22 protein-coding genes are annotated in these 24,903 nt (G+C 72.0%); 15 read left to right on the top strand and 7 right to left on the bottom strand.

Annotated features, from left to right (window positions below):
* Positions 1 to 292 precede the first annotated feature (292 nt).
* Positions 293 to 1,129, top strand: coding sequence for a DUF4328 domain-containing protein (locus ACGF5C_RS05020; protein WP_393296773.1), 837 nt, complete (start codon positions 293 to 295; stop codon positions 1,127 to 1,129).
* A gap of 35 nt (positions 1,130 to 1,164) precedes the next feature.
* Here ACGF5C_RS05020 and ACGF5C_RS05015 read toward each other — a convergent pair whose 3' ends face one another.
* Positions 1,165 to 1,941, bottom strand: a complete 777-nt coding sequence (locus ACGF5C_RS05015; RefSeq protein ID WP_393296771.1) for an alpha/beta fold hydrolase — start codon at positions 1,939 to 1,941, stop codon at positions 1,165 to 1,167.
* Between the two features lie 56 nt (positions 1,942 to 1,997).
* Here ACGF5C_RS05015 and ACGF5C_RS05010 point away from each other — a divergent pair, with 56 nt between their 5' ends.
* Entirely contained in the window at positions 1,998 to 5,048 is a 3,051-nt protein-coding gene (locus ACGF5C_RS05010) for a BTAD domain-containing putative transcriptional regulator (RefSeq protein WP_393296769.1), read from the top strand.
* On the opposite strand, the gene ACGF5C_RS05005 is transcribed toward ACGF5C_RS05010, so the two are convergent.
* The 3 genes from ACGF5C_RS05005 to ACGF5C_RS04995 all read right to left on the bottom strand — a co-directional run bounded on the left by ACGF5C_RS05005 (position 5,045) and on the right by ACGF5C_RS04995 (position 7,150).
* A complete protein-coding gene (locus ACGF5C_RS05005; RefSeq protein WP_393296767.1) occupies positions 5,045 to 5,596 on the bottom strand; it encodes a dihydrofolate reductase family protein in 552 nt (183 codons plus the stop codon). The two genes, ACGF5C_RS05010 and ACGF5C_RS05005, sit on opposite strands and share 4 nt — an antisense overlap.
* 147 nt (positions 5,597 to 5,743) lie before the next feature.
* Positions 5,744 to 6,076, bottom strand: coding sequence for a putative quinol monooxygenase (locus ACGF5C_RS05000; protein ID WP_357461221.1), 333 nt, complete (start codon positions 6,074 to 6,076; stop codon positions 5,744 to 5,746).
* A gap of 153 nt (positions 6,077 to 6,229) precedes the next feature.
* Positions 6,230 to 7,150, bottom strand: coding sequence for a DUF418 domain-containing protein (locus tag ACGF5C_RS04995; RefSeq protein ID WP_393296764.1), 921 nt, complete (start codon positions 7,148 to 7,150; stop codon positions 6,230 to 6,232).
* A 216-nt stretch (positions 7,151 to 7,366) separates the two neighbouring features.
* On the opposite strand from ACGF5C_RS04995, the gene ACGF5C_RS04990 reads away from it, so the two are divergent.
* The 6 genes from ACGF5C_RS04990 (at position 7,367) to ACGF5C_RS04965 (ending at position 11,877) form a co-directional block, all read left to right on the top strand.
* Positions 7,367 to 8,056 (top strand): response regulator, encoded by a 690-nt coding sequence (locus ACGF5C_RS04990; RefSeq protein WP_393296762.1) that lies wholly within the window; start codon positions 7,367 to 7,369, stop codon positions 8,054 to 8,056.
* Between the two features lie 86 nt (positions 8,057 to 8,142).
* On the top strand, positions 8,143 to 8,961 hold the full coding sequence (locus tag ACGF5C_RS04985; RefSeq protein WP_393296760.1) for a hypothetical protein: 819 nt from the start codon (positions 8,143 to 8,145) through the stop codon (positions 8,959 to 8,961).
* Positions 8,962 to 9,258: 297 nt separating this feature from the next.
* A complete protein-coding gene (locus tag ACGF5C_RS04980) occupies positions 9,259 to 10,242 on the top strand; it encodes a hypothetical protein (protein WP_393296758.1) in 984 nt (327 codons plus the stop codon).
* A 339-nt stretch (positions 10,243 to 10,581) separates the two neighbouring features.
* Positions 10,582 to 10,812, top strand: a complete 231-nt coding sequence (locus ACGF5C_RS04975) for a hypothetical protein (RefSeq protein ID WP_393296756.1) — start codon at positions 10,582 to 10,584, stop codon at positions 10,810 to 10,812.
* Between the two features lie 283 nt (positions 10,813 to 11,095).
* Complete coding sequence (locus ACGF5C_RS04970; protein WP_393296754.1) at positions 11,096 to 11,563, top strand: hypothetical protein; 468 nt, start codon at positions 11,096 to 11,098, stop codon at positions 11,561 to 11,563.
* Between the two features lie 74 nt (positions 11,564 to 11,637).
* Positions 11,638 to 11,877 carry a hypothetical protein gene (locus ACGF5C_RS04965; RefSeq protein WP_393296752.1) on the top strand — a complete coding sequence of 80 codons (240 nt, stop codon included), beginning with the start codon at positions 11,638 to 11,640 and terminating at the stop codon, positions 11,875 to 11,877.
* Between the two features lie 151 nt (positions 11,878 to 12,028).
* Here ACGF5C_RS04965 and ACGF5C_RS04960 read toward each other — a convergent pair whose 3' ends face one another.
* The 3 genes from ACGF5C_RS04960 to ACGF5C_RS04950 form a co-directional block, all read right to left on the bottom strand.
* Positions 12,029 to 13,996, bottom strand: coding sequence for a GTP-binding protein (locus ACGF5C_RS04960; protein WP_393296750.1), 1,968 nt, complete (start codon positions 13,994 to 13,996; stop codon positions 12,029 to 12,031).
* A 162-nt stretch (positions 13,997 to 14,158) separates the two neighbouring features.
* The gene (locus ACGF5C_RS04955; protein ID WP_393296748.1) at positions 14,159 to 14,770 is read right to left on the bottom strand and encodes a dihydrofolate reductase family protein; all 612 of its coding nucleotides are present in this window, start codon (positions 14,768 to 14,770) and stop codon (positions 14,159 to 14,161) included.
* A gap of 181 nt (positions 14,771 to 14,951) precedes the next feature.
* Positions 14,952 to 15,695, bottom strand: coding sequence for a GntR family transcriptional regulator (locus tag ACGF5C_RS04950; protein ID WP_357703641.1), 744 nt, complete (start codon positions 15,693 to 15,695; stop codon positions 14,952 to 14,954).
* A gap of 278 nt (positions 15,696 to 15,973) precedes the next feature.
* Here ACGF5C_RS04950 and ACGF5C_RS04945 point away from each other — a divergent pair, with 278 nt between their 5' ends.
* Genes ACGF5C_RS04945 through ACGF5C_RS04915 form a run of 7 tightly spaced genes read left to right on the top strand, consistent with a single transcriptional unit; the run spans position 15,974 to position 24,732 of the window.
* Positions 15,974 to 17,074, top strand: a complete 1,101-nt coding sequence (locus ACGF5C_RS04945; RefSeq protein WP_393296746.1) for an ABC transporter substrate-binding protein — start codon at positions 15,974 to 15,976, stop codon at positions 17,072 to 17,074.
* A gap of 25 nt (positions 17,075 to 17,099) precedes the next feature.
* Positions 17,100 to 18,635 carry a sugar ABC transporter ATP-binding protein gene (locus ACGF5C_RS04940; RefSeq protein WP_393296744.1) on the top strand — a complete coding sequence of 512 codons (1,536 nt, stop codon included), beginning with the start codon at positions 17,100 to 17,102 and terminating at the stop codon, positions 18,633 to 18,635.
* On the top strand, positions 18,632 to 19,591 hold the full coding sequence (locus ACGF5C_RS04935) for an ABC transporter permease (RefSeq protein ID WP_357461172.1): 960 nt from the start codon (positions 18,632 to 18,634) through the stop codon (positions 19,589 to 19,591). Before ACGF5C_RS04940 ends, ACGF5C_RS04935 begins: the two co-directional genes overlap by 4 nt.
* Positions 19,588 to 20,607, top strand: a complete 1,020-nt coding sequence (locus ACGF5C_RS04930; protein WP_350705787.1) for an ABC transporter permease — start codon at positions 19,588 to 19,590, stop codon at positions 20,605 to 20,607. The genes ACGF5C_RS04935 and ACGF5C_RS04930 overlap by 4 nt, the downstream gene beginning before the upstream one ends.
* The gene (gene lsrF / locus ACGF5C_RS04925) at positions 20,600 to 21,484 is read left to right on the top strand and encodes a 3-hydroxy-5-phosphonooxypentane-2,4-dione thiolase (RefSeq protein ID WP_393265683.1); all 885 of its coding nucleotides are present in this window, start codon (positions 20,600 to 20,602) and stop codon (positions 21,482 to 21,484) included. The genes ACGF5C_RS04930 and lsrF overlap by 8 nt, the downstream gene beginning before the upstream one ends.
* 60 nt (positions 21,485 to 21,544) lie before the next feature.
* The gene (locus tag ACGF5C_RS04920; RefSeq protein WP_393296742.1) at positions 21,545 to 23,206 is read left to right on the top strand and encodes a glycerol-3-phosphate dehydrogenase/oxidase; all 1,662 of its coding nucleotides are present in this window, start codon (positions 21,545 to 21,547) and stop codon (positions 23,204 to 23,206) included.
* Positions 23,203 to 24,732 carry an FGGY-family carbohydrate kinase gene (locus ACGF5C_RS04915; protein WP_393296740.1) on the top strand — a complete coding sequence of 510 codons (1,530 nt, stop codon included), beginning with the start codon at positions 23,203 to 23,205 and terminating at the stop codon, positions 24,730 to 24,732. The genes ACGF5C_RS04920 and ACGF5C_RS04915 overlap by 4 nt, the downstream gene beginning before the upstream one ends.
* The last annotated feature ends 171 nt before the right edge of the window (positions 24,733 to 24,903 follow it).

Genomic DNA, 24,903 nt, shown 5'->3' with positions numbered 1-24,903 from the left:
CCGGTCGGTCGTCGCCCGGACGGCCTGCCGGTCGGCTCGGAGTTGCTGCTGCTCGACGTCGCCGCACAGTTCGGGAGGAAGGCCCCTTGTCCCGGCACGCGCCCGGCTGTCCCCGGGGCGACGCGGGGTCACCGTCCACCGCATGATCGTCTAGTCTGCGCGCGTCGCCTCTCGCCGCCTTTTCTGGACGGTCACCATGCAATGCCAGACCTGCGGGGACGCCACGTCCCCGGCTTTCAACGAGTGCCAGCGCTGCCGGACGCCGCTCGGTCAGCCGGCAATCACTCCAGGAGTGCCCACGTACCCCGTCCGGAGCCTGGGCACGGCCGCCGCGATAGCGGTCGGCGCGGCCAGCCTGCTCTACCTGCCGAGCGGGCTGTTCCCCTTGCTCGGCGTACGGATGGCCCGCACGGCCGCCGAGCGGAGTGACCGCGACCTGCTGCTGGGCGCGGCGGTCGCCGAGGGGCTACTCACCCTGGTCTACCTGCTGGCGATCCTGACCGCGGGGGTGCTGGTGATCATCTGGACGTGGCGGGTGCGGACGAACCTGGAGGCATTCCCGGGAGCCCTGCCGACGCTGAGCCCGGCCTGGGCGATCGCCGGTTGGCTGGTCCCGTTCGCCAACGTCGTCGTGCCGGCCCGTGTAGTGGCCAACGTGGCCCGGGACAGCCTCTGGCGGCGGAACACGCCGGTGCTGGTCGGGGTCTGGTGGACGACCTGGTTGGTGTTCATCGTCGGGGACCGGATCCTCGGTCTCCGCGACGAACAGCGGTACGGCCGGCTGACCGAGTGGCCCCGCAGCGAGACGGAGTTCGCCACGTACGTCCGCTACTACCAGGAGGCGCTGGGCCCTCGGGTGATCCCCACAGTCGCCTGTTTGGTCGCTGGCGCATCCTTCATCGTGCTGATCCGCCGGATCACCGCAGCTCAGCAGGACCGGATCGCGAAAGCAGCTCCGCTCTGGCCCGGGTACCCCGGCGGGGTCACGCCGGGCGCGCCCTACCCGCTGCCCGGGAGTGCGTCGGCGAACCCGGCGGGGTCGACGTCCGGCATGCCGGCCGTGCCGGGTCCGGCCTCAGCGTCGCCTGGCCAGTCGGTGGATGCTCGGCACGGACGTGGCGCTCCCTGATCCCGGCAGCGCACCCGCCGGGCCGCGGGCCGCCGTCACGCGTCGAGGAACTCGTCGATCATCGGGGCCAACCAATCCGCGCGCTGCGGCACGGTGGTGTGGGTGGTGCCGGGCAGGACCGCCAGCCGGCAGGCCGGCAAGCCCGTCAGGTCGCCGACCACCCCGCCGCCGAGCAGCCGGAACATCTCCACCGCGTGCTCGGGCCGGACGATGTCCGAGTCAGCCAGGACCAGCAGCGTCGGCGCGGCCAGCTCCCTGATCGCCGAGGGCGACCACCGGGGCGGGTCCGCGTCCAGTTGCTTGATCTTGCGTACGAGGGTGGGCCAGGCAGCCGGGTCGGGGGCGTTGCGCACGTACTCGTCGTGGAACTCCGAGCCGTGCAGGTGCTCCGGTTCGAGATGCTGGATGCCATCCAACAGCCCCGGATACAGACCGGTGGCGTCGAAGCTCACCGAGGCCAGCACCAGACGGCCGACGCGGTGCGCGTGACCGGTGCCCAGCCGCAGCGCCACCGCCGCGCCCAGGCTCCATCCGAACACGTCCGCCACGGCGACGTCCAGATGGTCGAGCAGGGCGACGACGTCGACCGCGAAACCGTCGACCGACAGCGGGCCATCGCTGTCCGCCGTGCGTGCGTGGGCCCGCAGCTCGACCGCGACCACGCGCCGGGTCTTCGCCAGCAGCGGCAGGATCGCGCCGAACGAGGTGCCGATGCCGGACAGGGCGCCGTGCAGCAGCACGAGCGCCCGGCCGGGCCCGTCGCCGTGCGACTCGTAGTACATGGACAGACCGTTCACGGGTGCGTACGCCATGGCGTCACCCTGCGCCGCGCCGCTTACGACCCGCTTACCGCAGGTAGGGTGGCCGCATGCGTTTCGGCGTCCTCGGGCCGCTCGCCATTGCCACGGACGCTGGCGCGCCGGTCACGGTGCCGGGCGCCAAGGTGCGGGCGCTGCTGGCCGACCTGCTCGCGCACCGCAACCAGGTGGTCTCCGCCGGCCGGCTCATCGACGACCTCTGGGGTGACGCCCCGCCCGCCAACGCAGCCGGCGCTCTCCAGGTGCGCGTGTCGCAGCTACGCAAGGCCCTCGACGACGCCGAACCGGGTGCCCGGGACCTGGTCGAGTCCCGGGCACCCGGGTACGTGCTGCGAACCGACGCGGTGGACGCCGACCGGTTCGTCGCGCTGGCCGCCGAGGACGACGTGGAGAGCCTCACCGAGGCCCTGGGATTGTGGCGGGGCGAGCCGTACGCGGACGTGGCGGACGAGGAGTGGGTGCGCGCCGAGGTCACCCGGCTCGCCGAAGCCCGACTGGTGGTGCACGAGAAGCTGGCGTCTGCGCGGTTGACCCGGGGCGAGCACGCGCTGGTCGCCGCCGACCTGGCCGAGCTGGTCACCCGCCACCCGCTGCGGGAGGGGCTGCGGGCGCTGCACATGCGGGCCCTGTACGCGTCAGGCCGGCAGTCCGAGGCCCTGGACAGCTACGCCGACCTGCGCCGCCGGCTCGCCGACGAGCTGGGCCTGGACCCCGGCCCGGACCTGGCCGCGCTGCACCGGCGGATCCTGGAGCAGGACGCGGCGTTGCGTCCGCCGCCGGCCGCCGCACAAATCCGCAACAGCATGCCGGCCCGGCTGGACGAGCTGGTCGGTCGCGCCGAGGCGCTCGCCGAGCTGCGTGCCCTCGTGCCGGGGCGGCGGCTGGTCACTCTGGTCGGTCCCGGTGGGGTCGGCAAAACCCGGCTGGCCACCGAGGTCGCCCGTGAGCAGGCGTTCCCCGACGGGGTGCACCTGGTCGACCTGACCGCGTTGCGCCCCGGTGAGACCGACATCGCCGACCTGGTGCTGGCCGCGCTCGACGTCCACGAGATCGCGGGAAGCCGCGTCACCGCCGACGACCATCTGGTGGCGGCGCTGCGGCATCGGCGGACCCTGCTGGTGCTGGACAACTGCGAGCACGTGGTCGAGCCGGCCGCCGCGCTGGTCGCCCGGCTGCTGCGGCAGGCACCGCAGGTGACCGTGCTGGCAACCAGCCGGGAACCGCTCGGCCTCGCCGGTGAGCTGCTGTGGGAGGTGGGGCCGCTGCCCGTGCCCGCCGAGGAGTCGGACCTCGACGCGGTCCGGCGGTCCGCGGCGGCCCGGCTGTTCGCGGCCCGGGCCGCCGCGCAGCAGCGCGGCTTCCACCTGGACGAACGGACCGCGCCGGCCGTCGCGCAGCTCTGCCGCCGCCTGGACGGCCTGCCGCTCGCGCTGGAGCTGGCCGCGAAGCGGGTACGCGCGTTCGGCCTGGCCGGTGTCGTCGAGCGGCTGGACGACCGGTTCCGGCTGCTCGGTACGACGCAGCGGGACGTCCCCGCCCGGCAGCGCACTCTGACCGCGGTGATCGGCTGGAGCTGGGACCTGCTCACCGACCACGAGCGGGCGGTCCTGTCCCGGCTCGCCGTGCACGCGGACGGCTGCCCGGCGGAAGCCGCCGAGGCGGTCTGCGACGCCGACGTCGACGTCCTGTCCGGTCTGGTCGACCGGTCGCTGCTGGTGCTGGACGAGTCCGGCGTGGTGCCGCGCTACCGCCTGCTGGAGTCGGTCGCCGCGTACGCCCTCCAGCGCCTGGACCCCGCCGACCCGGTCCGGGCGCGGCACGCCGCGTACTGGACGCGGTGGGCCGAGCGCGCCGACCCGCTGCTGCGCGGCCCCGGCCAGCGCGAGTGGCTGGCCCGCCTGGACGCCGAGAGCGGCAACCTGCGTGCGGCCCTAGCCCACGGCGGCGGCCTGCGCCTGGCCAACGCCCTGACCTGGTACTGGTTCCTCCGTGGACGGCTCACCGAAGCCCACCGAGCCCTGACGCTCGACGGCGACGCCGCGGCGCGCGCCGAGGCGGCCGTGTGGCGGGTCGGGTTCGCGCTGCTGAAGGGTGAGCCGGTCCCGCCCACCGAGGTCGACGCCGCTCTCGCCGGCCACGCCGACGGCCGCGCCACCTGGTTCGTCGCTGCCGCGCTGCTGGGGAACAGCAACCGGACGCGGAGCGCCGACCTGCTGGACCGGGCCGTCGCGGCCGGAGACGACCCCTGGGTCGAGGCGGCCGTGTGTCTGACCCGGGCCATGCTCGCCCACGCCGCCAGCGACGTCGCCGGACTGGAGAGCGCCGGTACCCGGGCCGCCACGCTCTTCGAGGAGCTGGGTGACGACTGGGGCCGGCTGCAGGCGACCGACTGGCTGGGCGGGCTGGCCGAGTTGACCGGCGACCACGAGCAGGCCGCCGCCCTGCACCGCCGGGGCCTGCGCTGGGCCGAGGAGCTGGGGCTGTGGCCGGAGGTAGGGTCCAAGCTGTCCTGGCTGGCCTGGCTCGCCGTACAGACCCGGGACCACAGCGCGGCGCGGGAACTGGCGGAGCGCGCGTACCGGCTTGCGGTCGAGCAGGACTCGCCGTCCGCGCAGGTCTTCGCCGAGCTCAGCCTCGGCATCGCCGCCCGCCGCGACGGCAAGCTCGACGTCGCCACCACCCACCTGGAACGCCTGGTCGCGCAGGGCGGAGAGGACGCGCTGTTCCTGCCGATGGTGCTCTCCGAGCTGGCGTACGCCGTCGCGGAGGAGGGCGACGGCGACCGCGCGCTGGCGCTGCACGCCCGGGCGTTCGACGTGTCCGTCGCCATCGACGCGCCGCGCGACGCCTGCGGCGCGTTGGAAGGGCTCGCGTCGGCGGCCCCGACCCCGCAGGTCGGGGCGCGGATCCTCGGGGCCGCCCATGCCGCCCGGGTCGCGGCGCAGGCGCCGGTCGCCCCGGCGGAGCAGGACGAGATCGACCGTACGACGGCGCGGCTGGTCGCGGCGCTCGGCGCGGACGGATTCGCCGCGGGGTACCGGGCCGGACACGACCTGGGCCCGGGCGAGGCCCGGGCTCTGGTCCAGCCGCTTCCTGCCTAGGCGGCGGCCGGCGTGTAGGTCGCGATGATCACGCCGCTCTTCATGACCTTCGTGTCGGTGAGGGTCAGTGTGGTCCGCGCGTCGGACAGCGGCGCCGACACCGAGGGGCCGCCCACGAGGACCGGGTGGATCCAGAACCGAACCTCGTCCACCAGGCCGGCCTTGACCAGGGTGTCGGTGACCACGCCGTAGCCGTACATCAGGATGTCCTTGCCGTCCTGGGCCTTCAGGGCGGTGACCGCCTCGATCAGGTCCCCCTGCAGCACCTCGCTGTTCTTCCACTCCGGGTCGGTGAGGGTGGTCGAGGCGACGTACTTCTTCACGTTGTTGAAGTAGGCGGCGCCGGTGCTCGGGTCGCTCTCGTCCATGTTCGGCCAGGCCGCCGCGAAGCCGTCGTAGGTGCGCCGGCCCATGAGCAGGGCGTCGGCCGCTTCGGTCTGCGCACCGGCGAAGGCGGCGGCCTCGTCGTCGAAGTACGGCATGGTCCACGCCGGGTCCTCGATGACGCCGTCGAGGGTGAGGTAGGTCGAGTTGATGATCCTGCGCATGTCGGGTTCCTCCTGGTTGTTGCGTGCCCCGTTCGACAACCAGGACTCTGCCCGAGGCCCCTTACGGTTCACTTCACGGGCCCTTACGGACCAACTGCCGCCGGCCGCCGCGCATCGGCGACGACCGACGCGCGCTCACAACTGGCGTCAGCTGCGGTCGGGAACGGCCATCTCGCCGAGCAGGGACCAGTCGTCCTGCGGGATCGTCACGTTGACGATGCGGGGCGTCTCGGCGAGGTGCGGCGGCAGGGTCTGCTGCGCCGCCCTGAAGTGCTCGGACTGGACGTGCGCCGCGCCGGCGTTCTCGTCGCGGAACGCCTCGACCAGGACATACTCCGTCGGGTCGTCGACGCTGCGGGACCAGTCGAACCACAGGCATCCCGGCTCACGGCGAGTGGCCTGGGTGAACTCGTCGGCGATCTCGGGCCACCGGTCGGCGTGTTCGGGCAGTACCCGGAACTTGGCGGTAATGAAGATCATTGACATCTCCCGTTCGTAGGTGCCTCGTCACCCGGCCGACGCTGGCCCGATTGCCGGCGTACCGGCTCGCCAGCGTGAATCGAGACGGTGAGGCCCGTGCACAGGTGGGACTGGCGGCGTCCACCCTATACGCCCGGAATCCGGTGCCCTTGGTCAGGTTCGCCACGAATCGCGGGGTGGTCCCGGCGGTCCCGGTCGTCGTGCTGGAGAGACCGACGTCGGCCGTTCTCCCCGGGCGGCGACCCGCAGGGGCGGGCGGCGAGCCCAGGTGGCCCACCGCCAGAGCCACTCGAGCGGGCCGTTGCGGTATCGGGTCAGCCAGAGGGTGGACCACAGCCATTGGACGACGAGGACAGGGCCGGCGATCAGGAGGACTGTCGTCACGGGCCAGTCCTCCGGCCGGCCGCCGACGAGCCTGGCGGCCACCAGCACCAGGATCGTGGCGGTCAGGTAGTTGGTCAGTGCCATCCGACCCAACGGCGCGAAGACGGTCCGCAGGGCCGGGCGGAGCGGCGTCCTGAGCAGAACCAGCAGGGCACACACGTAGGCCCCGGCGAGCAACAACCCGCCCAGGGACATCGAGAGGCTGGCGTCGCTGTCCTGGTCACTGCTCAGCGACTTGACCTGCGACCACAGGAACGGCGCGGCCGCTACCGCGAAGACCAGGCCGAGCACGGCCGGCACCGTCGCAGACTGCCCCATCCGGCCGACCACGCCGTACCGGGTGAGGGCTGAGCCCGCCAGAAACAGCCCGGCGATCAGAACGAAGTGGCTGTCTCCGATGATCAGCGCGGTGACGATGAGGAGGGTGCCGAGGATCGCCACCGTCCACCGGGGCAGCCAGGTCGAGGGGAGCAGGATCAACAGGCCGACGATGGCGTACGCGTGCAGGATGTCGCCCTGCCACAGCAGCAGATGCGCCACACCGATCGCGAGCAACAGCAGAAGCCGACGTAGCAGGAGCAGCCGTGGACAGGCAGCGCGCCCCTCGGCGGAGGCCAGCAGCAGCGAGAACCCGATACCGAACAGGAAAGCGAAGATCGGAAAGAAGCGCTGCTCGACAAGGAGCCCCATCCACGCGTGCCCGTCGTCCAGGCCTGCCAGTGGTCTCGCCTCGACGACGACCGACGGCAAACGGGTCCGCCCCCGACCCCACCACCTCAGCGGGTACGGCCTCGTCGGAATGCGCGAACGCGTCGAAGCCCTCGGCGGCACGCTGCGGGCCGGCCCGCGGGCGGGCACCGGCTGGCGCGTACACGCCACCCTGCCCGTCCCCACCCCGGAGCCGCGATGACCATCACCGTCCTGCTCGCCGACGACCAGGCGATGGTACGCAGCGGCCTGCGGCTCATCCTGGAGAATCAGCCCGACATCAGCGTGGTCGCGGAGGCCGCGGACGGTGTCGAGGCGCTCGCCGCGGCCCGACGACTCCGCCCGGACGTATGCCTCGTCGACATTCGGATGCCCCGCCTCGACGGCATCGAGGTGACCCGCGCGCTGGCGGGTCCCGGCGTCGTCGACCCGCTGCGGGTGGTCGTGGTCACCACCTTCGATCTCGACGAGTACGTCTACGGCGCGCTGCGTGGCGGGGCAGTCGGTTTCGTGCTCAAGGACGCCGGGCCCGCGCTGCTCGTCGAGGCCGTTCGGGCCGCCAGCGTCGGCGACGCGCTGATCTCCCCGTCGGTCACCCTGCGTCTGCTGCGCCACCTGGCGGTCACCGCATCACCCGCCGGGAGGTCGGGACGTCAACCGCTCCGGCCACTGTCCGAACGGGAGACCGAGGTGGTCAGGGCCATCGCCGCAGGCCGTACGAATCAGGAGATCGCCGCCCAGCTGTTCATCTCCCTCAGCACCGTCAAGAGCCACGTGTCCGGCATCCAGACCAAGCTCGGCGTCCGCAACCGGGTGGAGATCGCCGCCTGGGCCTGGGAGAACCGCATCGTGGGCGGCGGGCGGCAATCGGATCTCGGGTCAGGGTGACCGGACGGGAACCGAGACGGGCCACCGCGCGCTCACTACCCTGTTGGATGATCCTGGGCACAAGTCGACAGCGATAAGGGCTTCACATGACCGACAGTCACCCTCCATACGGAGGGCAGCCGGATCCGAACGTCACCTCCCGGAGCGGGCCGCCGGCCCCGCAGGGCGGGCACCCCGGATACGGCCAGCCACGGCAGGCACCGCGGTTCGAGGCCCCGGCCCCGCCGCCGCAGAAGCCGAAAAGGGCACTGGTCATCGGTCTGTCCGCCGCCGTGGTGGCCCTGCTCGTACTCGCCGGCGTCGGGTTGGCCCTCGTCAACGACGACGATCACACCCCGAGCGCAACCAGCAGCGAGCCGGGCGCGGACGCCACCCCCACCCCTGCGGGGTCCGAGTCGAAGGAGCCCGGCGACAACGCGGTGACCGCCCGCTCCGACAGCGACCTGGGCAACGTCTGCGAGGGCAGCCAGATCCTCAACGCGGCGCCCTACAACGGGCCGTCGGGCGCGAAGGCGTACACGTTCACGAACTCCCCCGACCGGCCGGCGCTCTGGTCGTCGACGTCGATCGCCTCGAACAAGCCGTACTACGCCGGGAGCACCGACTTCGCCTCGGTGTCGGTGGTCGGCTGCCTGGAGTTCGTGGGGGGCGAGGGCACGCCTCGCGAGTGCGAATACAACGACACCCTTCTCAAGCGGTTCACCATCGACTACGTCTCGTCGCGCTACAAGCTGACCTTCTACGCGGCGAGGACCGGCGAGAAGATCGGCGACGGCGGCACCGTGAGCACCCCGGCGGACCGGTGCCCGACCTTCCTCTCGCAATACAACAAGGACACCATGAGGGCGTACGCGTCGCCGGACACCGACACCATCGAGGCGGCCCTGGACAAGTTGCTGTCCTGAGGCCGACCGGGTCGACATCCTCACGTACTTGACCAAGGAGTGGGTCGCCAGCCTCGACAAACTGCAGGGGTACCTCCAGTGGCTGTGGAGCGACCACAAGAACCTCCTCACCAAGGCCCGGGTCGGAAACCGCAGGTCATAGGGCCGTCCCGCCAGCCTCGCGACGGTGACGCTTCGAGGAAGCAGGAGTCTGCGCACCGCCAATCGCGTCGATGTCGGTGCCGGGAGGCGGTCACGAAGGCCGAATCGGCCAGGGCGGGCGGACGGTGCAGTTGTGTCGATCTTTATGATCGGCGGATGTTCGGACTCTTCCGCAAGCCGCCCAACCCAGATACCGACTACGGCCAAGCCGATCTGGAGTTGCGCGCCGCGCGAGACCGGGCGCTCGCGGGTGACTGGGCAGCAGCCCGGGACCTGATCGAGGCCACTGGCCGGGACTGGGAGCTGCGCGGCCGCCGGCTCTCGGTGCTGGGTGGCGCCGCCGGTCAGTCCCCGCAGTGGCTGGACGCGTGGGAAGCCGCTGTGCTGGGCGACCCGACGGTCGCCATCCTGCGAGCTGACGCCCTGATGGACCTGGCTGGCGAGGCCCGGGGGGCCGCGTCTGCGCGCGAAACCAGCCGGGAGCAGTTCCAGGAGTTCCACCGACTCTCCACCCTCGCGGCCCGGGCCAGCCAGCGCGCGGTGGAGCTCAACCCCGACGACCCCTACCCATGGGTGGTCCGCCTGACCTCGATGCTCGCCAACGGCCACCGGCAGCGCGACGAGTTCCTCGCGGCGATGGGCGAGTCGGTCAAGCGCGACCCGTACAACTTCGAGACCCACCTCATGGCGGTGACCTTCCTCTGCCAGAAGTGGTACGGCTCGCACGAGCAGATGTTCGCCGCGGCCCGCGAGCCCGCCGCCGCCGCGCCCGTCGGCTCATCGGTGGCGATGCTGCCGCTGCTCGCCCACTTCGAGTACGCGCTGCGCGAATACGGCTTTGACACGCGGGCGGAGTCGCTGGCCGCGAAAGCGAGCTACTTCCGCCGGCCCGAGGTGATCCGGGAAATCGACGCGTGCGCCGCCAAGTGGCGCGGGGCCGGCGAGCCTCGCCTGATCGGTCGGGGCATCACGCTTCGGCACTGGCTGGCGCTGGCCAACTACCTGGCCGAGCATGACCGAAAGGGCACCCGGGCCCTGCTCGCACAGATCGGGCCCTACCTCGGAAGCACCGCGACGTACGGCTACTTCTGGCTGCGGCAGATCGAGGGCTTCCACGCCGTCTGGAAGTGGGCCAGTTGAATGAGCAGGCAGGACCGGGCGCTCGTGGTCAAAGTCGACTCAAGCCGCCATCGGCCTCGTCTGGCCGTCGATGGCCTCATTTGACGGGGCGGTGACCGGATCCAACAAGCTCCCGGTTCGCCGTTGCCCGGGTGCGCTCCGGCCCCGACGGTCTGTCGCGAATTCCGCTACCGCGGTCAACGCGCGGCCACCTACGCTCGCACCGTGGCCAGGATTCGCAAGCGGAGGATTCGCGTCGACGGCCTCGATTACCGATGGGTGGTCAGTCACGTCGACCCCGGTCACGTCGTAGTCAGGGTCTGGCACATCGCAACCAGGGGCAGCCAGTTGGAGGTCCGGGTGGCCTTCGACGACCCGTGGCTCAACTTCGGGCCGATCATCACCGCGCCTGCGGACCGGGTGGCCGAAGTGTTCGCCCTGACCCCGGTCACGCCACGGTTGGTCGCGGAACTGATCCAGGCGGCGCTCGCCGCAGGCTGGCCGGCTCATGGTGACGGCGGGCCGCTGCGCTTCACGCTCTCCCGAGACCGTGAGCGGCTGGAACCTGCGTCCAGGCGACTACCCACCTGACAGGCACGTGACGCGACCACGCGGAACCCGGCATGACCGGTCAGGCAGGTGCCCGGTTGCCACATGCGACAACCGCGACGGGGCACAGCACCGTTCGGTCGAGATTCGAGCCAGTTCGAATCACTTGGCCGGCGGGTGCGACAGATGTTGACTGTGCCGGTCCTGCACCGCCCCCGGACATCGGCGTACGCGGCCACGTCGCCACCCGCCGAGGTGCCGCGGGCCGTCAGGTGACCGTTCCCGCCGCTCACCGCGGTGTGGCACCGAGAAAACGGAGGCACCTTTGACCACCTCGCGATCGCGAATCCTGGCGATGCTCGCCGCGCTCGTCCTCATCACGACCGGGAGTACGTTTCTCCCCAGCCCGCCGGCGCAGGCCGCGACCGGCACCTGTTCGGGTTCCAGGGTCGGCGGCTTCGACCTGTACGGAGACGTAGCCATCAACGGCTCGACGAAGTACGGATACGTCGAGGTCTACTACAGCGGCGGCTACAACTGCGCCCGGACCGTGTCGAGCGCCAACACCTGGGGCGTCAGCAAGGTCATGTCGGTCGAGCTGTGGGTCTGCTCGTCCGGCACCAGCAACTGCCGGTTGCTGTCGGCGGACGACCGGGACCATGGCACCTACAGGTACTACGCCGGACCGGTGACCGCCTATGCCAGCGGCAAGTGCATCTGGGTCATCGGGAACATCTACTATCCCCCGACGGACTCCAACGCCGGGAACAACAAGGTGGGTTGGTGCGGCTGATGTCCACGTGGCGACGCTCGGTGTTGGTTCACGTCGTGGCCGCGGTTGTCGCGGGCCCGGCGTAGTAGCGGTAGTTGCCCGGGTCCTGGGCCACCCGCCCGCTCCGCGTCTCCACCTTGGCGTTCATCCAGGTCGCGGTGCCGACGAAGCTGGACTTCTCCGCGACGACGCAGTTCATCTTCGTCTGCGCGCTGTACGCCGTCTATCTCTACGCGCCGGGCGAGTGCGTCCGCTACTCCGGCGTCGCGTACAGCGGGCCGAACAAGACCGGCACGCTCAGCTCGTACACGTCCGGCTTCGGCTGGTGTGGCTGACGATCCGGGGATCATCGGGGGCCAGGGATTCGTCGATCATCGGGCTGGCCAGTCGGCCTGCGGCGGGATCGTGGTGTGCGTCGTGCCGGGTAGGAACCGCTACCCGGCACGACGGCCGCGCCTCCGGCCCGCCGGTATTCGGCCCGGTCGGTCACACCGTCACTCGGCGGGTCACGGCCAGCAGGTACTCCTTGCGGTGCAGGGGGTCGTGGTCGCTGCGTGGCCGCTCGGGCGCCGGTCCCCGCACCGGCTGGTGGTGGGAGAACCTCGACTCGAGTGTTCCCTCGCCCCGGGTCAGCGCCGGCAACCGCCGCTCCAGGTCGTGCACCCGGGCCGCGGGCACCTCGCCCTCGACCACGTACGCCGTGCCCTGCGGCTCGGTCCGCGTCGGCACCGCCCCGCACCGGGCCAGCACCGGCAGCACGGTTCCGAGCAGATCGGCCGGCACGTCGACCCGGAACGCGTGCACCGGCTCATGCACCCGGGTGCCGGCTCGGCGCAGCGCGTCCATCAGCACCAGCGGGGTGAGGCCCCGGAAGTCCGCGCCGGTCGAGGACATGCTCTTGTCGAACCGTGCGTGCATCGCGCTCTGCCGGGGACAGTAGCCGCTGTGCGTCATGGTGACCACGCAGTCCGGCACCTCCCAGCCGTGCACGCCCTGCCGCAGCGTCTCCCGCACCGTGGCCTCGACGGCGACGAAGAACGCGTACGGCATCGCTCCCGGCTCGACGGCGAGCCGGAACGTCACCCCGGCGTCGACCGGCGCCGGCTCCACCCGCAGGCCGACGGTGGCCAGGAACGGGTGCCCGGCGGAGACGAACTCGACGGCCTCGCCGGTGCCGACCAGCCGCTCCACGCAGATCACGGTGGACGGCTCGAAGGCGACGTCGAGCCCGTACCCCTCGGCGAGGGTGGCCTGGACGACTTCCTTCTGCACCTCGCCGTAGAGCGACACGGACAGCTCCTGCCGCAGCTCGTCCACCCGCAGATTGATCAGCGGGTCCTGCTCGGCCAGCTCGGTCAGCGCCGCGTGCAGCGCGCCCCGATCGCCCGCCCGAACGGGCACCACCACCGTCTCCAGGGTGGGTGGCGGGAACCGGTGCCGGGTGCCGGCCGGCGGCGTCCCGACCGGGTCGCCGATCCGGACGCCGGACAGCCCGGTTACCCTCCCGATCCGGCCCGCAATGAGGGCGTCCACGCGCTCGCACCCGCCGTGGTCGAACACGGCGAGGCCGCTGACCCGCCCCTCGCCGCCGCCCGGCAGCCGCAGCCGGTCCCGTACGCGCAGGGTGCCGGCGACCATCCGGACGTACGCGACGCGCTCCCCCGCCGGGCCGCGGTCCACCTTGAACACCGTGCCCGAGAGGGGGGCGATCGGGTCGGCGGCAGTCGCCGGCAGCAGCCGGGGCAGGACCGTGAGCAACTCGTCCACGCCGGCGCCGGTGACGGCCGAGCCGAAGAGCACCGGGTGGATCCGCCCCCGCCGGGTCAGCGCGACCAGCGCTCGCCGGCGACGGGCCCGGGACACGCGCCGCCCCTCGACGTACGCCGTGAGCAGGCCGTCGTCGTGGTCGGCGAGCCGGAGCAGGTCCGGCCCCTGCGGGTACGGGACGAAGCAGGCGGCCCGGGTGCCGAGCCCCGTCACCGACCCGGTCGGCACGACGGCCGGGGTGAGCCGGTCGGCCAGTTCGGTGATCAACGCCTCGGCCCGGGCACCGGTACGGTCGATCTTGTTGACGAACACCAGGGTGGGGATGCCGAGACGACGCAGCGTACGCATCAGCACCCGCGTCTGCGCCTGGACTCCCTCCACGGCGGAGACCACCAGCACCGCGCCGTCGAGTACGGCGAGGGCGCGTTCCACCTCGGCGATGAAGTCCGGGTGGCCCGGTGTGTCGATCAGGTTGACGGTGACGCCACCGACCTCGAACGACACGACGGCCGATCGGATGGTGATGCCGCGCCGGCGTTCCAGCTCGAGGGTGTCGGTCTGGGTGCTGCCCGCGTCGACGCTGCCGACGGTGTCGATGATCCCGGCGGCGTACAGCAGTCGCTCGGTCAGGCTCGTCTTACCGGCGTCGACATGCGCCACAATCCCCAGGTTGAGAGTCCGCTCCACGCGTCAGGTCCTTCGGGTCGATGGTCACTGCCAGCTGATCGATCCCGAAAGCTGCGCGCATGACCCTCTCCCTGTCTCCCGACGTGTCCTCTCCTTCCCCGCACTACACCAGATGCCTGACGCGTCCACAACCGAAATGGACTGGCCGCGCGACGCCACCGTCTAGACGGCGAGGTTGCCGTAGCTCGGGATGCCTGCCGTCTCGTAGCTCAGTTGCAGTGCGCCGTTGGAGCGGGTGATCGACTCGGAGAGCCGGAAGGCCGTGGGCACAGTGCCCCCCGCGAACAGCCGCTTGCCGCTACCGAGCACCAGCGGATAGAGCCACAGGTGCAGCCGGTCGACGAGGCCGAGGCGCAGCAGCGACTGCACCAGGTCGAGGCTGCCGATCACGTGGAGCTCGTCGTGGCGATCCTTCAGCCCGGCGACGCCCTCGGCGAGATCACCGCTGACGAGCGTCGATCCCTCCCACCCCAGCGGCTCGGCAAGCGTACGGCTCGCCACGTACTTGGGCACCCGGTTGAGCAGGCCGGTGAAGGGGATCTCCACGGGCGCCTTCGGCCAGTAGGCGGCAAAGATCTCGTACGTCTTGCGGCCCAGCAGCAGTGCGTCCATGGTCATGGCCTGCTCGAACATGGCGCTGCCGGACTCTTGGTCCACCAGCGGCGCCTGCCACCCGCCATGCGCGAAGCCGCCGTCGCGGTCCTCGTCGGGCGCCCCCGGCGCCTGCGCCACACCGTCCAGCGTCACGAACTCCGTCACGACGAGCTTGCCCATCTGACGCTCCCCTCACTCCCCGAACCCGTTCTTCGACCAGACCGCGCGACGGATCGAGAATCATCGGCCTGATCCGTGGTCAGCAGCCAGCACCACCGCCCACCGGCCACTCCTGGGAGCAACGAGCCGGCGCGCGGTCGGTTTCAGGAAGGTGGTCACCCACCGCTCGGGCGCTGCTGGGTCAGCGGATACCGACGAAGAAGCGGGTCTGGTCGCTGCGGTGCAATGCGTAGTAGGCCTCGAACCGGGTGCCGTCCGGCAGCCAGGCCACGGACTCGATGCCGAGCAGGGGCGTCGAGGTGGTGACCTCGAGCAGGGCAGCGTCCTCGGGTTCGGGGAAGACGGCTTCGATCCAACGGTCGGCCCCGACAGGTTCGAGCCCGTACCGGCGGCGCAGCACGTCGTAGAGGGACTGGTTCTCCAGGACGGCGCGGTCCAGGCCGGGCACCAGCCGGGCCGGCAGCGCGGTGTCGACGAGCAGCCAGGGCTGGCCGTCGACACCACGGAGCCGGCGCATCCGCACGACCGACTCGCCGACCGGAATCTGCAACAGGTCCGCCTCGCGCTGGTCCGCCGGACTGAGGCTCTGGCTGATCGTGTGGGTGGTGACCCGGCGTCCCGACTCCCGAAGGTCATCGGCGGAGCCGGACACGGAGCCGACGAAGCGCAGCTCGGTCTTGCGGGGAGCGACGAAGGCGCCCCGCCCCTTGACCTTGTAGATCATCCGTTGCTGAACGAGCTCACGCAGCGCCTCACGGACGACGGTGCGGGAGACGCCATAGAGGTCGGTCAGCTCCGCCTCCGACGGCAACGGCTGGTCCGGGGCTATCTCACCGGCCTCGATCTGGCCGCGCAGCTCCCGCATCAGCTGCATCCACAGCGGCTCGCTCCCATCGCGGGTGAGCCGCCGGTACGTCATCGTCATGGACTTCCTTCCCCATCGACCGGATACAGCATGCCATGACCGCGCAGCCCTGTCATGACAGGAAGCGGGGGTCGTTTGCCAGCCCAATCACCGAATTGGCACGTTAACGTAACCACCATCACTGTGACTTGAAACACGTTTGTCATCAAGCTCTAGCCAACCTGTCACTACAGGTCTGTAATGACTGGACCTCATCGCAGCCCCTCAGCTGCGGTCGGCTGACTGAGCACGTCCACTCCCGCTCCGACGGGTTTTCGCTCTCTCTGGAGGCCCCCACCATGCGTACCCATCCCTCGTCCCGACGGCGGCGCACCGCCGTCGTGGCCGCGCTCGTCGCGACCGTCGCGGTCGCCGCGACCGGCTGCGGCTCCGGCGCGAGCGGCGGCAACGCCAAGGACGGCGACAAGCCGTTCATCGCGCTGAGCAACGGCTTCATCGGCAACGGCTGGCGGCAGACGATGATCGCCAAGTTCGAGGCCGCCGCCACCCAGGCCCAGAAGGATGGGCTGATCAGCAAGTTCAAGGTCGTCAACGCCCCCGGCGAGAACTCGGCCACCGAGCAGGTCGCCCAGATCAAGAGCCTGCTGCTGCAGAAGCCGGACGCCCTGCTGATCGACCCGGCCTCGCCGACCGCCCTCAAGCCGGTCATCCAGCAGGCCTGCGACGCCGGCATCAAGGTCGTGGTCTTCGACTCGGCGATCGACGCCCCCTGCGCCCACGTGCTGCTCAACAGCTTCAAGGACTGGGCGACGGCCGCGGCCGAGCCGCTGGTGAAGGGCATCGGCGGCAAGGGCACGGTGATCGTCAGCCGGGGCGTGGTCGGCTCCCAGCCCGAGGCGGAGATGTACCAGACCACGCAGGACATCCTGGCCAAGAACCCGGACGTCAAGGTCGCCGCGACCGTCAACGGCATGTGCGACGGCGCCAAGGCGCAGAAGGCCGTGCTCGGTGTGCTGTCGAGCGTGCCGAAGGTCGACGGGGTCATCGGCTGTGGTGACGGCTACGGCGTCGCCCAGGCCTTCACCAGCGCGGGCAAGCCGGTCCCGGCGGTCACCTTCGAGACCAACGGCCGCGCGCTGAAGTACTGGCAGGACAGCAAGCTCGACAACGGCTCGGTCGCGGTCATGTCCGACCCGGGCCAGTCGGTCGCCGCCCTGTGGGAGGCGATCGACCTGCTCGACGGCAAGGACATCCCGAAGGAGATCACCTTCCCGATCGTGCTGGTGGAGCAGAAGGACGTCGCCGCGTGGGCCGGCGTCCTGAAGCCCGACGAGTACGCCGCCTGGCCGTGGACCCAGGAGCTCTTCCGCAAGCAGGTCGAGGCGGCGAAGAGCGGCGGGGCCCCGGTGCAGCCGCCGATCCCGACGGCCGCCGGCTGACCAAACAGCAACAGAGGAGCGCATGATGCACGTCGACAACCTGCCGGTGGGGTCGCACGCGGCCCCGCCGCAGGGCGACCGGAAGCCGTCCTCGGCGCCACCGGTCGTCACCGCGCGGCGGGTGACCAGGACGTACGGGCGCACCCGAGCCCTCACCGGGGTGGACCTCGACGTCCACGCCGGTGAGGTGCTCGGCCTCGTCGGCCACAACGGCGCAGGCAAGAGCACGCTGATGCGCGTCCTCGCCGGCCTCGAAGCGTGCGACGAGGGCACGGTCACCGTGGGTGGGCAGGACGCGCCGCGCGACGTCGCGCCGGGCTCCGAGCCGTTCCGTGCCGTCCGGATGGCCTACCAGGAAACGTCGCTCTGCCCCGACCTCACCGTCGCGGAGAACATCTGGGTCTCCTCCCGGCACTGCCTGCCCCGGCTGCGCTGGCGGCGGGCGGCCAGCGCCAAGGTCGCCCGCCGACTGGACGAGATGTTCCCGGGCCACGGGGTGTCGCCGCGGGACCGGGTCGAGGACCTGTCGCTGGCCCAGCGGCAGATGGTGGAGATCGCCCGGGCGAGCCTCGTCGATCGGCTCGATCTGCTGATCCTGGACGAGCCGACCGAGTCGCTCGGCCCGGACGCCGCGCGGTCGCTCTACGCGTACGTCCGGCGGCTCACCGCCCAGGGCACGGCCGTCCTGCTCATCTCGCACCGGATCCGCGAGGTGCTTTCCGTGGCCGACCGGGTCGCGGTGATGCGCGACGGCGCGGTCGTCGCGGAGCGGCCCGCGGCCGGCCTCAGCGAACAGGACGTGCTCACCCTGATGGGTGCGGAGGTGGCCGAGCCCGCCGCCGCGCCCGCCCCAGCCCGCGCGGCCGGCGACCGGCCGGTCGTCGGCGAACTGCGCGGCGCCACCGGCCACGGCCTGCACGACGTGTCGATCACGGTCGGCCGGGGCGAGGTCGTCGGGCTGGCCGGCCTCGCCGGCCAGGGCCAGCAGCAGGTGCTCGAACGGCTGTGGCGCCCCGTCCGGCGGGACACCACCGTCGAGGGCACCCGCGCCTACGTGCCCGGTGACCGGCAGCGCTCCGGGATCCTGCCGCTGTGGTCCGTGGCGGAGAACCTCATCGTCACCGCCATGCGCGGCCTGGCCCGGTACGGCGTACGCCGCACCGGCGCGGAGGACGCCGCGGTCCGCGACTGGGTGGACCGGTTGGCCATCCGCGGCGGCGCCGACGCGGGCATGACCGAGCTCAGCGGCGGCAACCAGCAGAAGGTCATCGTGGCCCGGGCGTTCGCCTCCACGGCGGACCTGGTCCTGCTCGACGACCCGTTCCGCGGGGTCGACGTGCACACGAAGACCGACCTCTACACGCTCATCCGGCAGGAGGCGGCGGACGGCCGCAGCGTGGTCTGGTACTCGAGCGAGAACGCCGAGATGGCGCACTGCGACCGGGTCTACGTGCTGCGCGCCGGCCGGGTCGTCGCCGAACTGACCGGCGCGGACATCTCCGAGGAACGGATCATCGCCGTCTCCTTCGCCGAATCCGAGCCCACGGGAGCACAGCGATGACGAATCTCGTCGCGACGGCGATGCCGTCGCGGGCCCTGCTGCGCCGCACCGGCCCCGCCATGGTCAGCGCGGTCGCCATGGTGGCCATGATCGCGGTCTGCGCGTCGCTGCAGTCCGACGTGCTGACCGTCCCCGGTCTCACCCTGGTCCTCTCGGCCACCGTGCCCCTGGTCATCGCGGCCCAGGCCCAGATGGTGCTCATGTCCGTGGGCGACATCGACCTCGGCATCGGCAACTTCGTCGGCCTGGTCACCGTCATCACCGCCACGAAGCTGGTCTCCTCCCCCGGCACCGGGGCGCTGATGCTGCTCGGCCTCGTGGCGGCCTACGCGGTGCTCGGCGCGCTGATCCACCTGCGCCGGGTGCCGTCGCTGATCGCCACTCTCGGCGCCTCGTTCGTCTGGCTGGGGCTGGGGATGTTCGTCCTGCCCACGCCGGGCGGCAGCACCCCCGAGTGGTTGGCGACCTTCGGCTCCTGGCAGCCGGGCGGCTTCCCCGCCCCGCTGCTGCCGATCCTCGTCGTCGCCGCGGTGGTCTGGTTGCTGTCCGCCCGCAGCTCCGTCGGGGTGCGGGTCCGCGCGCTGGGCAGCAACCCGGTCGCGCTGCAACGGGCCGGCCTGCGACCGCTGACCGCGCGGATCATCGCGTACGTCGTGGCCGGGGCGCTCGGCGTGCTCTCCGGGCTCGCCCTCGCGTCGCAGACCGGCGGCGGGGACGTCTCGTCCGCCACCAGCTACACCCTGATCACGGTCGCTGCGGTGATCCTCGGCGGCGGATCCTTCGCCGGCGGCACCGCCGTGCCGTGGGGCGTCGCCATCGGCGGCATCACCCTCGGCCTGGTCAGTGTCGTCCTCAGCCTGCTCGACGTGCCGTCGAACATGCAGTCGGCCGTACAGGGCGTGATCGTGCTGGCCGTGCTGGCCGGCCGCGCCGTGGTCGGAAAGGTGCTCCGATGACCCTCCGTACGCTCGCCCGCCCCTGGATCTGGGGCTTCGTCGCCGCCACGCTGGTCTGGGTCACCATCCTCGCCATCTCCAGTCAGGGCAGCGGGCAGACCGTCTCGCTCGCGCTGTCCCTGGCCCCGTACCTGGTCATCGTCGGCCTGGGCCAGATGCTGGTGATCACCGCGGGGCCGGGCAACATCGACGTGTCGGTGGCGCCGATCATCTCCCTCGCCGGCTTCGTCGCGGTCCAGGTGACCGCGTCGACCGGTTCGGTGCCGGTCGGCATCCTGGCCGGCATCGGGACCGGGCTGGCCGTCGCGGTGATCAGCGTGGTGGCGATCCTCGGGTTGTCCGTTCCGCCGATCATCGCCACCCTGGCCGCCGGGCTGATCGCCTCGTCGCTGACGCTGTCGCTGGCCGACGGCTTCACCGCGGTGCCCGACGACGGGCTGCGCAAGCTGCTCAACCTGCGCCCGGCCGGCGTACCCGTGCTCGCCGTCGCGGTGGCCGCGCTGACCGCGCTGGTCGTCGTCCTGCTCCGCCGCACGACGTACGGTCGCTCGCTGCTCGCGGTCGGGCAGAGCCGGCCGGCCGCGGAACGGGCCGGCATCCCGGTCACCCGGATCATCGGCACGACCTACCTGGCCAGTGGCGCCCTCGCCGGACTGGCGGGCGCGCTGCTCGCCGCCTACATCGCGCCGTCGCCCGACCTTGGCACGCGCTACCTGCTCGACTCGGTCGCCGTCGTCGTCATCGGCGGCACGCTCATCTCGGGCGGCCGGGCCGTGCCGGTCGGCATCTGGGGCAGCGCCCTCTTCTTCATCCTGCTCGACGGTCTCGTCAACCTCGTGGGCTGGAGCACGGCCGCGCAGAACCTGCTCAAGGGCGGCCTGGTGCTGTTCGTCCTCTTCCTCGCCGGTGGCGGAGCGCTCCGCAACGCCGGCGGGACCACCCGAACCCGTCGACGGCTGCGACCCGCGGCCGCGACAACCGCTGGAACTAGCACAGGAGAAAACAGCAATGGCTGACACCGACGGTCTGCTCGACGCCCGCGATTTCGGCGGGGCCGCCGCCACCGCCGCCGGCTTCCACGTCAAGGGAGCCCACGCCCAGGACTGGGGCCTGCAGAACCGGCTGTCCCGGATCTTCCGACCCGACAACGGCCGTACGGTGATGCTGGCCTTCGACCACGGCTACTTCCTCGGGCCGATGGCCGGCCTGGAGCGGCTGGACACCAACATCGCCCCGCTCGTGCCGGACGCCGACGCGATCATGATGACCCGCGGCGCCCTGCGCACCAGCATCCCGTCGCACAGCAACGCCGGTATCGTGCTGCGGGCCAGCGGCGGGCCCAGCGTGCTGCGGGACCTCTCGGACGAGCACATCGCCCTGGACATCGAGGACGCCGTCCGGCTCAACGCCGCGGCGCTGGCGATCCAGGTGTTCATCGGCGGCGAGCACGAGTCCCGGTCGGTGGCGAACCTCGCCGCCCTGGTGGACGCCGGGCAGCGGCACGGCATCGCCGTGCTCGGCGTGACCGCCGTGGGCAAGGACATGGTCCGCGACGCGCGCTACTTCCGGCTCGCCACCCGGATCAGCGCGGAGATGGGCGCCCACATCGTCAAGACGTACTACGTCAACGAGGGCTTCGAGACCGTGACCGCGGCCTGCCCGGTGCCGATCATCGTCGCCGGCGGCAAGAAGCTGCCCGAGCTCGACGCGCTGACCATGGCGTACCGGGCGATGCAGGAGGGCGCGGCGGGCGTCGACATGGGCCGCAACATCTTCCAGAGCGAGTACCCGGCCGCGATGCTGGCCGCGGTCCGCGCCGTGGTGCACGACGACGCCAAGCCCGAGGACGCCTACGAGCTGTTCCGGGAGCGGTCGGCCTCTTCCGCGTCCTGATCATCGCCAGGGGTGCGGGTCTCCCACCCGGCCCGCACCCCTCATCTCCGGGAGCTCCTCATGCCACACCCACAGACCGGCGCCGATGACATCGTCGACCTCGTGATCATCGGCGCCGGCATCAACGGCCTCGCCATCGCCCGAGACGCCGCCAGCCGGGGCCTCAGCGTCGTCGTGGTCGACCGCGGTGACGTCGGCGCCGGCACCACCGCCACCTCCAGCCGGCTCATCCACGGCGGCCTGAAGTACCTCGAGCGCTACGACTTCGCCCTGGTGCACGAGTCGATCCGGGAACGGCACCTGCTGTTCCGCACCGCGCCGCACCTGGTCCACGACTACCCCATGCTGATCCCGTTCTACGCCGGTGACAGCCGGCCGGGACCCCTGATCCGCCTCGGCCTGGCCGCGTTCGACGTCCTGGCCGCGGGCCGCGGGCGCGGACGCAGCCGGGGCATGTCCGCCCGGGCGATCGGCCGGCGCTGGCCCCACCTCTCGCGCAAGGGGCTGCGCGGCGGGGTGCTCTTCAACGACGCCCAGGTGCCGTGGGCCGAGCGGCTCTGCGTCGAGTTGCTGGTCGACGCCGAGCGGCTGGGCGCGCGGGTGCTGACCTACACGACGGTGACCGGTCTGCTCGTGACGGGCGGGCGGGTGGACGGGGTCCGGACCCGGGACAACCAGTCGGGGCTCGAGGGGGAGATCCGGGGACGGCTCACGATCAACGCGGCCGGGCCGTGGATCGACCGGATCCTCGACGGCCAGGTGGCGAGCGGGCGCCTCAACGGCGGCACCAAGGGCAGCCACGTCATCATCGACCCGTTCCCGGGCGCCCCGGACACCTGCATCTTCTTCGAGGCCGCCGCCGACCGGCGACCGATCTTCATCTTCCCCTGGGAGGGCCGCTACGTCCTCGGCAGCACCGACCTCACGTACGAGGGTGACCTGGACGAGGTCGTCGCCAGCGACGCCGAGATCGACTACCTGCTCACCGAGGCCAACCGGTTGTTCCCCCAGGCCGGCCTCACCCCGGACGACGTGCTCTACAGCGTCGCCGGAATCCGCCCGCTGCCCTACACGGCCGGCGTGTCGGACAACGCCAAGATCAGTCGTGGGCACACGGTGCTCAACCACGCGCCCGCGTACGAGGGGCTGCTCACGATCATCGGCGGCAAGCTGACCACCCACCGGGCCCTCGCCGAGGACGCCACCGACGAGGCGCTGAAGGTGCTCGGCCGGCCACGGCAACGGTGCACCACCCGTACCCGGCCGCTGCCCGGCGCCGACACGCCGGACTGGTACGCCTTCCGCGCGGACTTCGCGCGTTCGGCCACTCCGTTCACTCCGGCGCAGTCCGCCCGGCTGCTGGACATCTACGGCGTCCGGGCCCGCCGGGTACTCGAACTCGCCGTGGCCGACCCGGCACTGGCCGAAGTCGTCGACGATCGGACCGGGGCGGTCGCCGCCGAGGTTGTCATGGCTTTCCGCGAGGAACGGGCCGTGACGTTGGCGGACGTGCTGCTGCGCCGTACGCTGATCGGCCTCGGCCCGGACATGGCGGTGTCGGCGGCCGTGACCTGCGCGGACGTCGCCGTACGGCATCTCGGCTGGGACACCGGACGGGCCGACGCCGAGGTGGCCGCCTACCGGGCGGAGCTGCGGCGCTTCCGCCCGCGCGGGCTGAGCCTCGCCCCGGCGACCGGAACGAGCGACAGGAGGGCGTCGTGACGACTCCGCACACCTGCTACCTCGGGGTCGACGTCGGCCTCACCGCCACCAAGGTGGCCGCCTTCGACGTCGTCGGCAACGAGCTGGCCGTCGTGCACGCCCGCACTCCGCGCACCAGCGTCACCGCCCACCGCCACGACGTCGACATGACCGCCCTCGCCGACACGGTGCTGTCGCTGCTGGCGGACGTCGGCGGCAAGCTGGCCGCTGACGGGTACGCCCCGGCGGGCATCGGCGTGGCCGCACACGGCAACGGCATCTACCCGGTCGACGGGTCCCTGCGCCCGATCGGGCCGGCCATCGCCTCGTCGGACAGCCGGGCGCAGCACATCGTCCAGGCGATCCCGCCGGAGGGGGCCCGCCGGCTGGCCCGGGAGACCGGCTCGATCCCGTGGGCCGCCCAGCCCGCCGTCCTGCTGCGCTGGCTGCGGGACGCCGAACCGGCGACCTACGCCGCCACCCGGTGGGTGCTGTCCTGCAAAGACTGGGTCACCGCGCAGCTCACCGGCGTGGCCAGCGCGGACTACAGCGACGCCAGCGCGTTCGGCATGGTCGGGCTCGACACCCGCGAGTACACGCCCACGGCGCTCGAACTGGTGGGCCTGCCCGCCGCCGACCTGGACCGGTTCCCACCGCTGCGCAGGTCCAACGAGGTGGTCGCCGGTCTGAGCGCGGCGACGGCGGCCCGCACGGGGCTGCCCGAGGGCCTGCCGGTCATCGCCGGGTGCATGGACTGCGTGGCCGCCACACTCGGCGCCGGAGGTCGGGAGCTCGGGGACGGGACGATCATCGTCGGCACCTGGGCGATCAACGGGGTGGTGGTGCCCGCGCGCACCCCCGCCCCGGAGGTCACGCTCAGCGCGTTCATGCCCGATCCGGCCACGATGCTGGCCATGGAGGTGGCCCCCACGTCAGCCGCCAACCTCGACTGGCTCGCCTGCGCCGGGGTGCCCCACCAGCAGAGCGGCGGCGTCGCCGCGGCGGAACTGCTGCAGGAGGCCGCCGCGGTGCCGCCCGGCGCCGACGGCCTGCTGTTCCTGCCCTTCGTCAACGGCTCGCCCGAGCATCCGTCGGCGTCCGGCACCTTCCTCGGCATCTCCAGCAACCACCGCCGGGGCCACCTCACCCGGGCGGTCATCGAAGGTGTCGCGCAGTACCACCGGGTGCAGCTCGACCGGGTGCTGGCCAGCGGCGCGGACGTCGGTGACCGGCCCTGGCGGCTGGCCGGCGGCGGCGCGCGGTCGACGGTGTGGGCGCAGATCTTCGCCGACGTGCTCGGCCGCCCGGTCCGGCGGCAGCTCACCAGCGAACTCGGTGCCCGGGGCGTCGCCTCCCTGCTGCCCGGCGCCCTCGGCCACGACGTGCCGCCATGGACCGTCAACGACGAGGACGACCTTTGCGTGCACCCGGGGCCGGACCGCGCCGCCTACCGGGAACACGCCCAGGCGTTCGACCGTTGTCTCGCCGGGATGTCCGCCGTGTGGTGGGAGGTCGAGCGCTACCGCAGCGCTGGAGGGAACTCCTGACATCGGGTGGCGGGTGACATCCGGCGGACCTGAGGATAGTCCCGCCGGAATGTGCGACGGGTGAGCAGCCGCGGTGGATCGCCTCGGACGATTCGTGGGCCGAGATCGCACCGCTGCTGCTGCCCGACCGCCAACCGGGCCCCGCCGTCCCTTACTGATCGGCCACGTCAG

Source organism: Micromonospora sp. NPDC047620 (assembly GCF_043205005.1).
Classification (GTDB): domain Bacteria; phylum Actinomycetota; class Actinomycetes; order Mycobacteriales; family Micromonosporaceae; genus Micromonospora.
This window is presented reverse-complemented; position numbering and strand designations above follow the sequence as displayed.

What these genes read in the sequence shown, in the direction of transcription:
- ACGF5C_RS05015 (WP_393296771.1), bottom strand. Translation starts at nt 1,941, where the DNA reads ATGGCGTACGCACCCGTGAACGGTCTGTCCATGTACTACGAGTCGCAC.
- ACGF5C_RS05010 (WP_393296769.1), top strand. Translation starts at nt 1,998, where the DNA reads ATGCGTTTCGGCGTCCTCGGGCCGCTCGCCATTGCCACGGACGCTGGC.
- ACGF5C_RS05005 (WP_393296767.1), bottom strand. Translation starts at nt 5,596, where the DNA reads ATGCGCAGGATCATCAACTCGACCTACCTCACCCTCGACGGCGTCATC.
- ACGF5C_RS05000 (WP_357461221.1), bottom strand. Translation starts at nt 6,076, where the DNA reads ATGATCTTCATTACCGCCAAGTTCCGGGTACTGCCCGAACACGCCGAC.
- ACGF5C_RS04995 (WP_393296764.1), bottom strand. Translation starts at nt 7,150, where the DNA reads ATGGGGCTCCTTGTCGAGCAGCGCTTCTTTCCGATCTTCGCTTTCCTG.
- ACGF5C_RS04990 (WP_393296762.1), top strand. Translation starts at nt 7,367, where the DNA reads ATGACCATCACCGTCCTGCTCGCCGACGACCAGGCGATGGTACGCAGC.
- ACGF5C_RS04985 (WP_393296760.1), top strand. Translation starts at nt 8,143, where the DNA reads ATGACCGACAGTCACCCTCCATACGGAGGGCAGCCGGATCCGAACGTC.
- ACGF5C_RS04980 (WP_393296758.1), top strand. Translation starts at nt 9,259, where the DNA reads ATGTTCGGACTCTTCCGCAAGCCGCCCAACCCAGATACCGACTACGGC.
- ACGF5C_RS04955 (WP_393296748.1), bottom strand. Translation starts at nt 14,770, where the DNA reads ATGGGCAAGCTCGTCGTGACGGAGTTCGTGACGCTGGACGGTGTGGCG.
- ACGF5C_RS04950 (WP_357703641.1), bottom strand. Translation starts at nt 15,695, where the DNA reads ATGACGATGACGTACCGGCGGCTCACCCGCGATGGGAGCGAGCCGCTG.
- ACGF5C_RS04945 (WP_393296746.1), top strand. Translation starts at nt 15,974, where the DNA reads ATGCGTACCCATCCCTCGTCCCGACGGCGGCGCACCGCCGTCGTGGCC.
- ACGF5C_RS04940 (WP_393296744.1), top strand. Translation starts at nt 17,100, where the DNA reads ATGCACGTCGACAACCTGCCGGTGGGGTCGCACGCGGCCCCGCCGCAG.
- ACGF5C_RS04935 (WP_357461172.1), top strand. Translation starts at nt 18,632, where the DNA reads ATGACGAATCTCGTCGCGACGGCGATGCCGTCGCGGGCCCTGCTGCGC.
- ACGF5C_RS04930 (WP_350705787.1), top strand. Translation starts at nt 19,588, where the DNA reads ATGACCCTCCGTACGCTCGCCCGCCCCTGGATCTGGGGCTTCGTCGCC.
- lsrF (WP_393265683.1), top strand. Translation starts at nt 20,600, where the DNA reads ATGGCTGACACCGACGGTCTGCTCGACGCCCGCGATTTCGGCGGGGCC.
- ACGF5C_RS04920 (WP_393296742.1), top strand. Translation starts at nt 21,545, where the DNA reads ATGCCACACCCACAGACCGGCGCCGATGACATCGTCGACCTCGTGATC.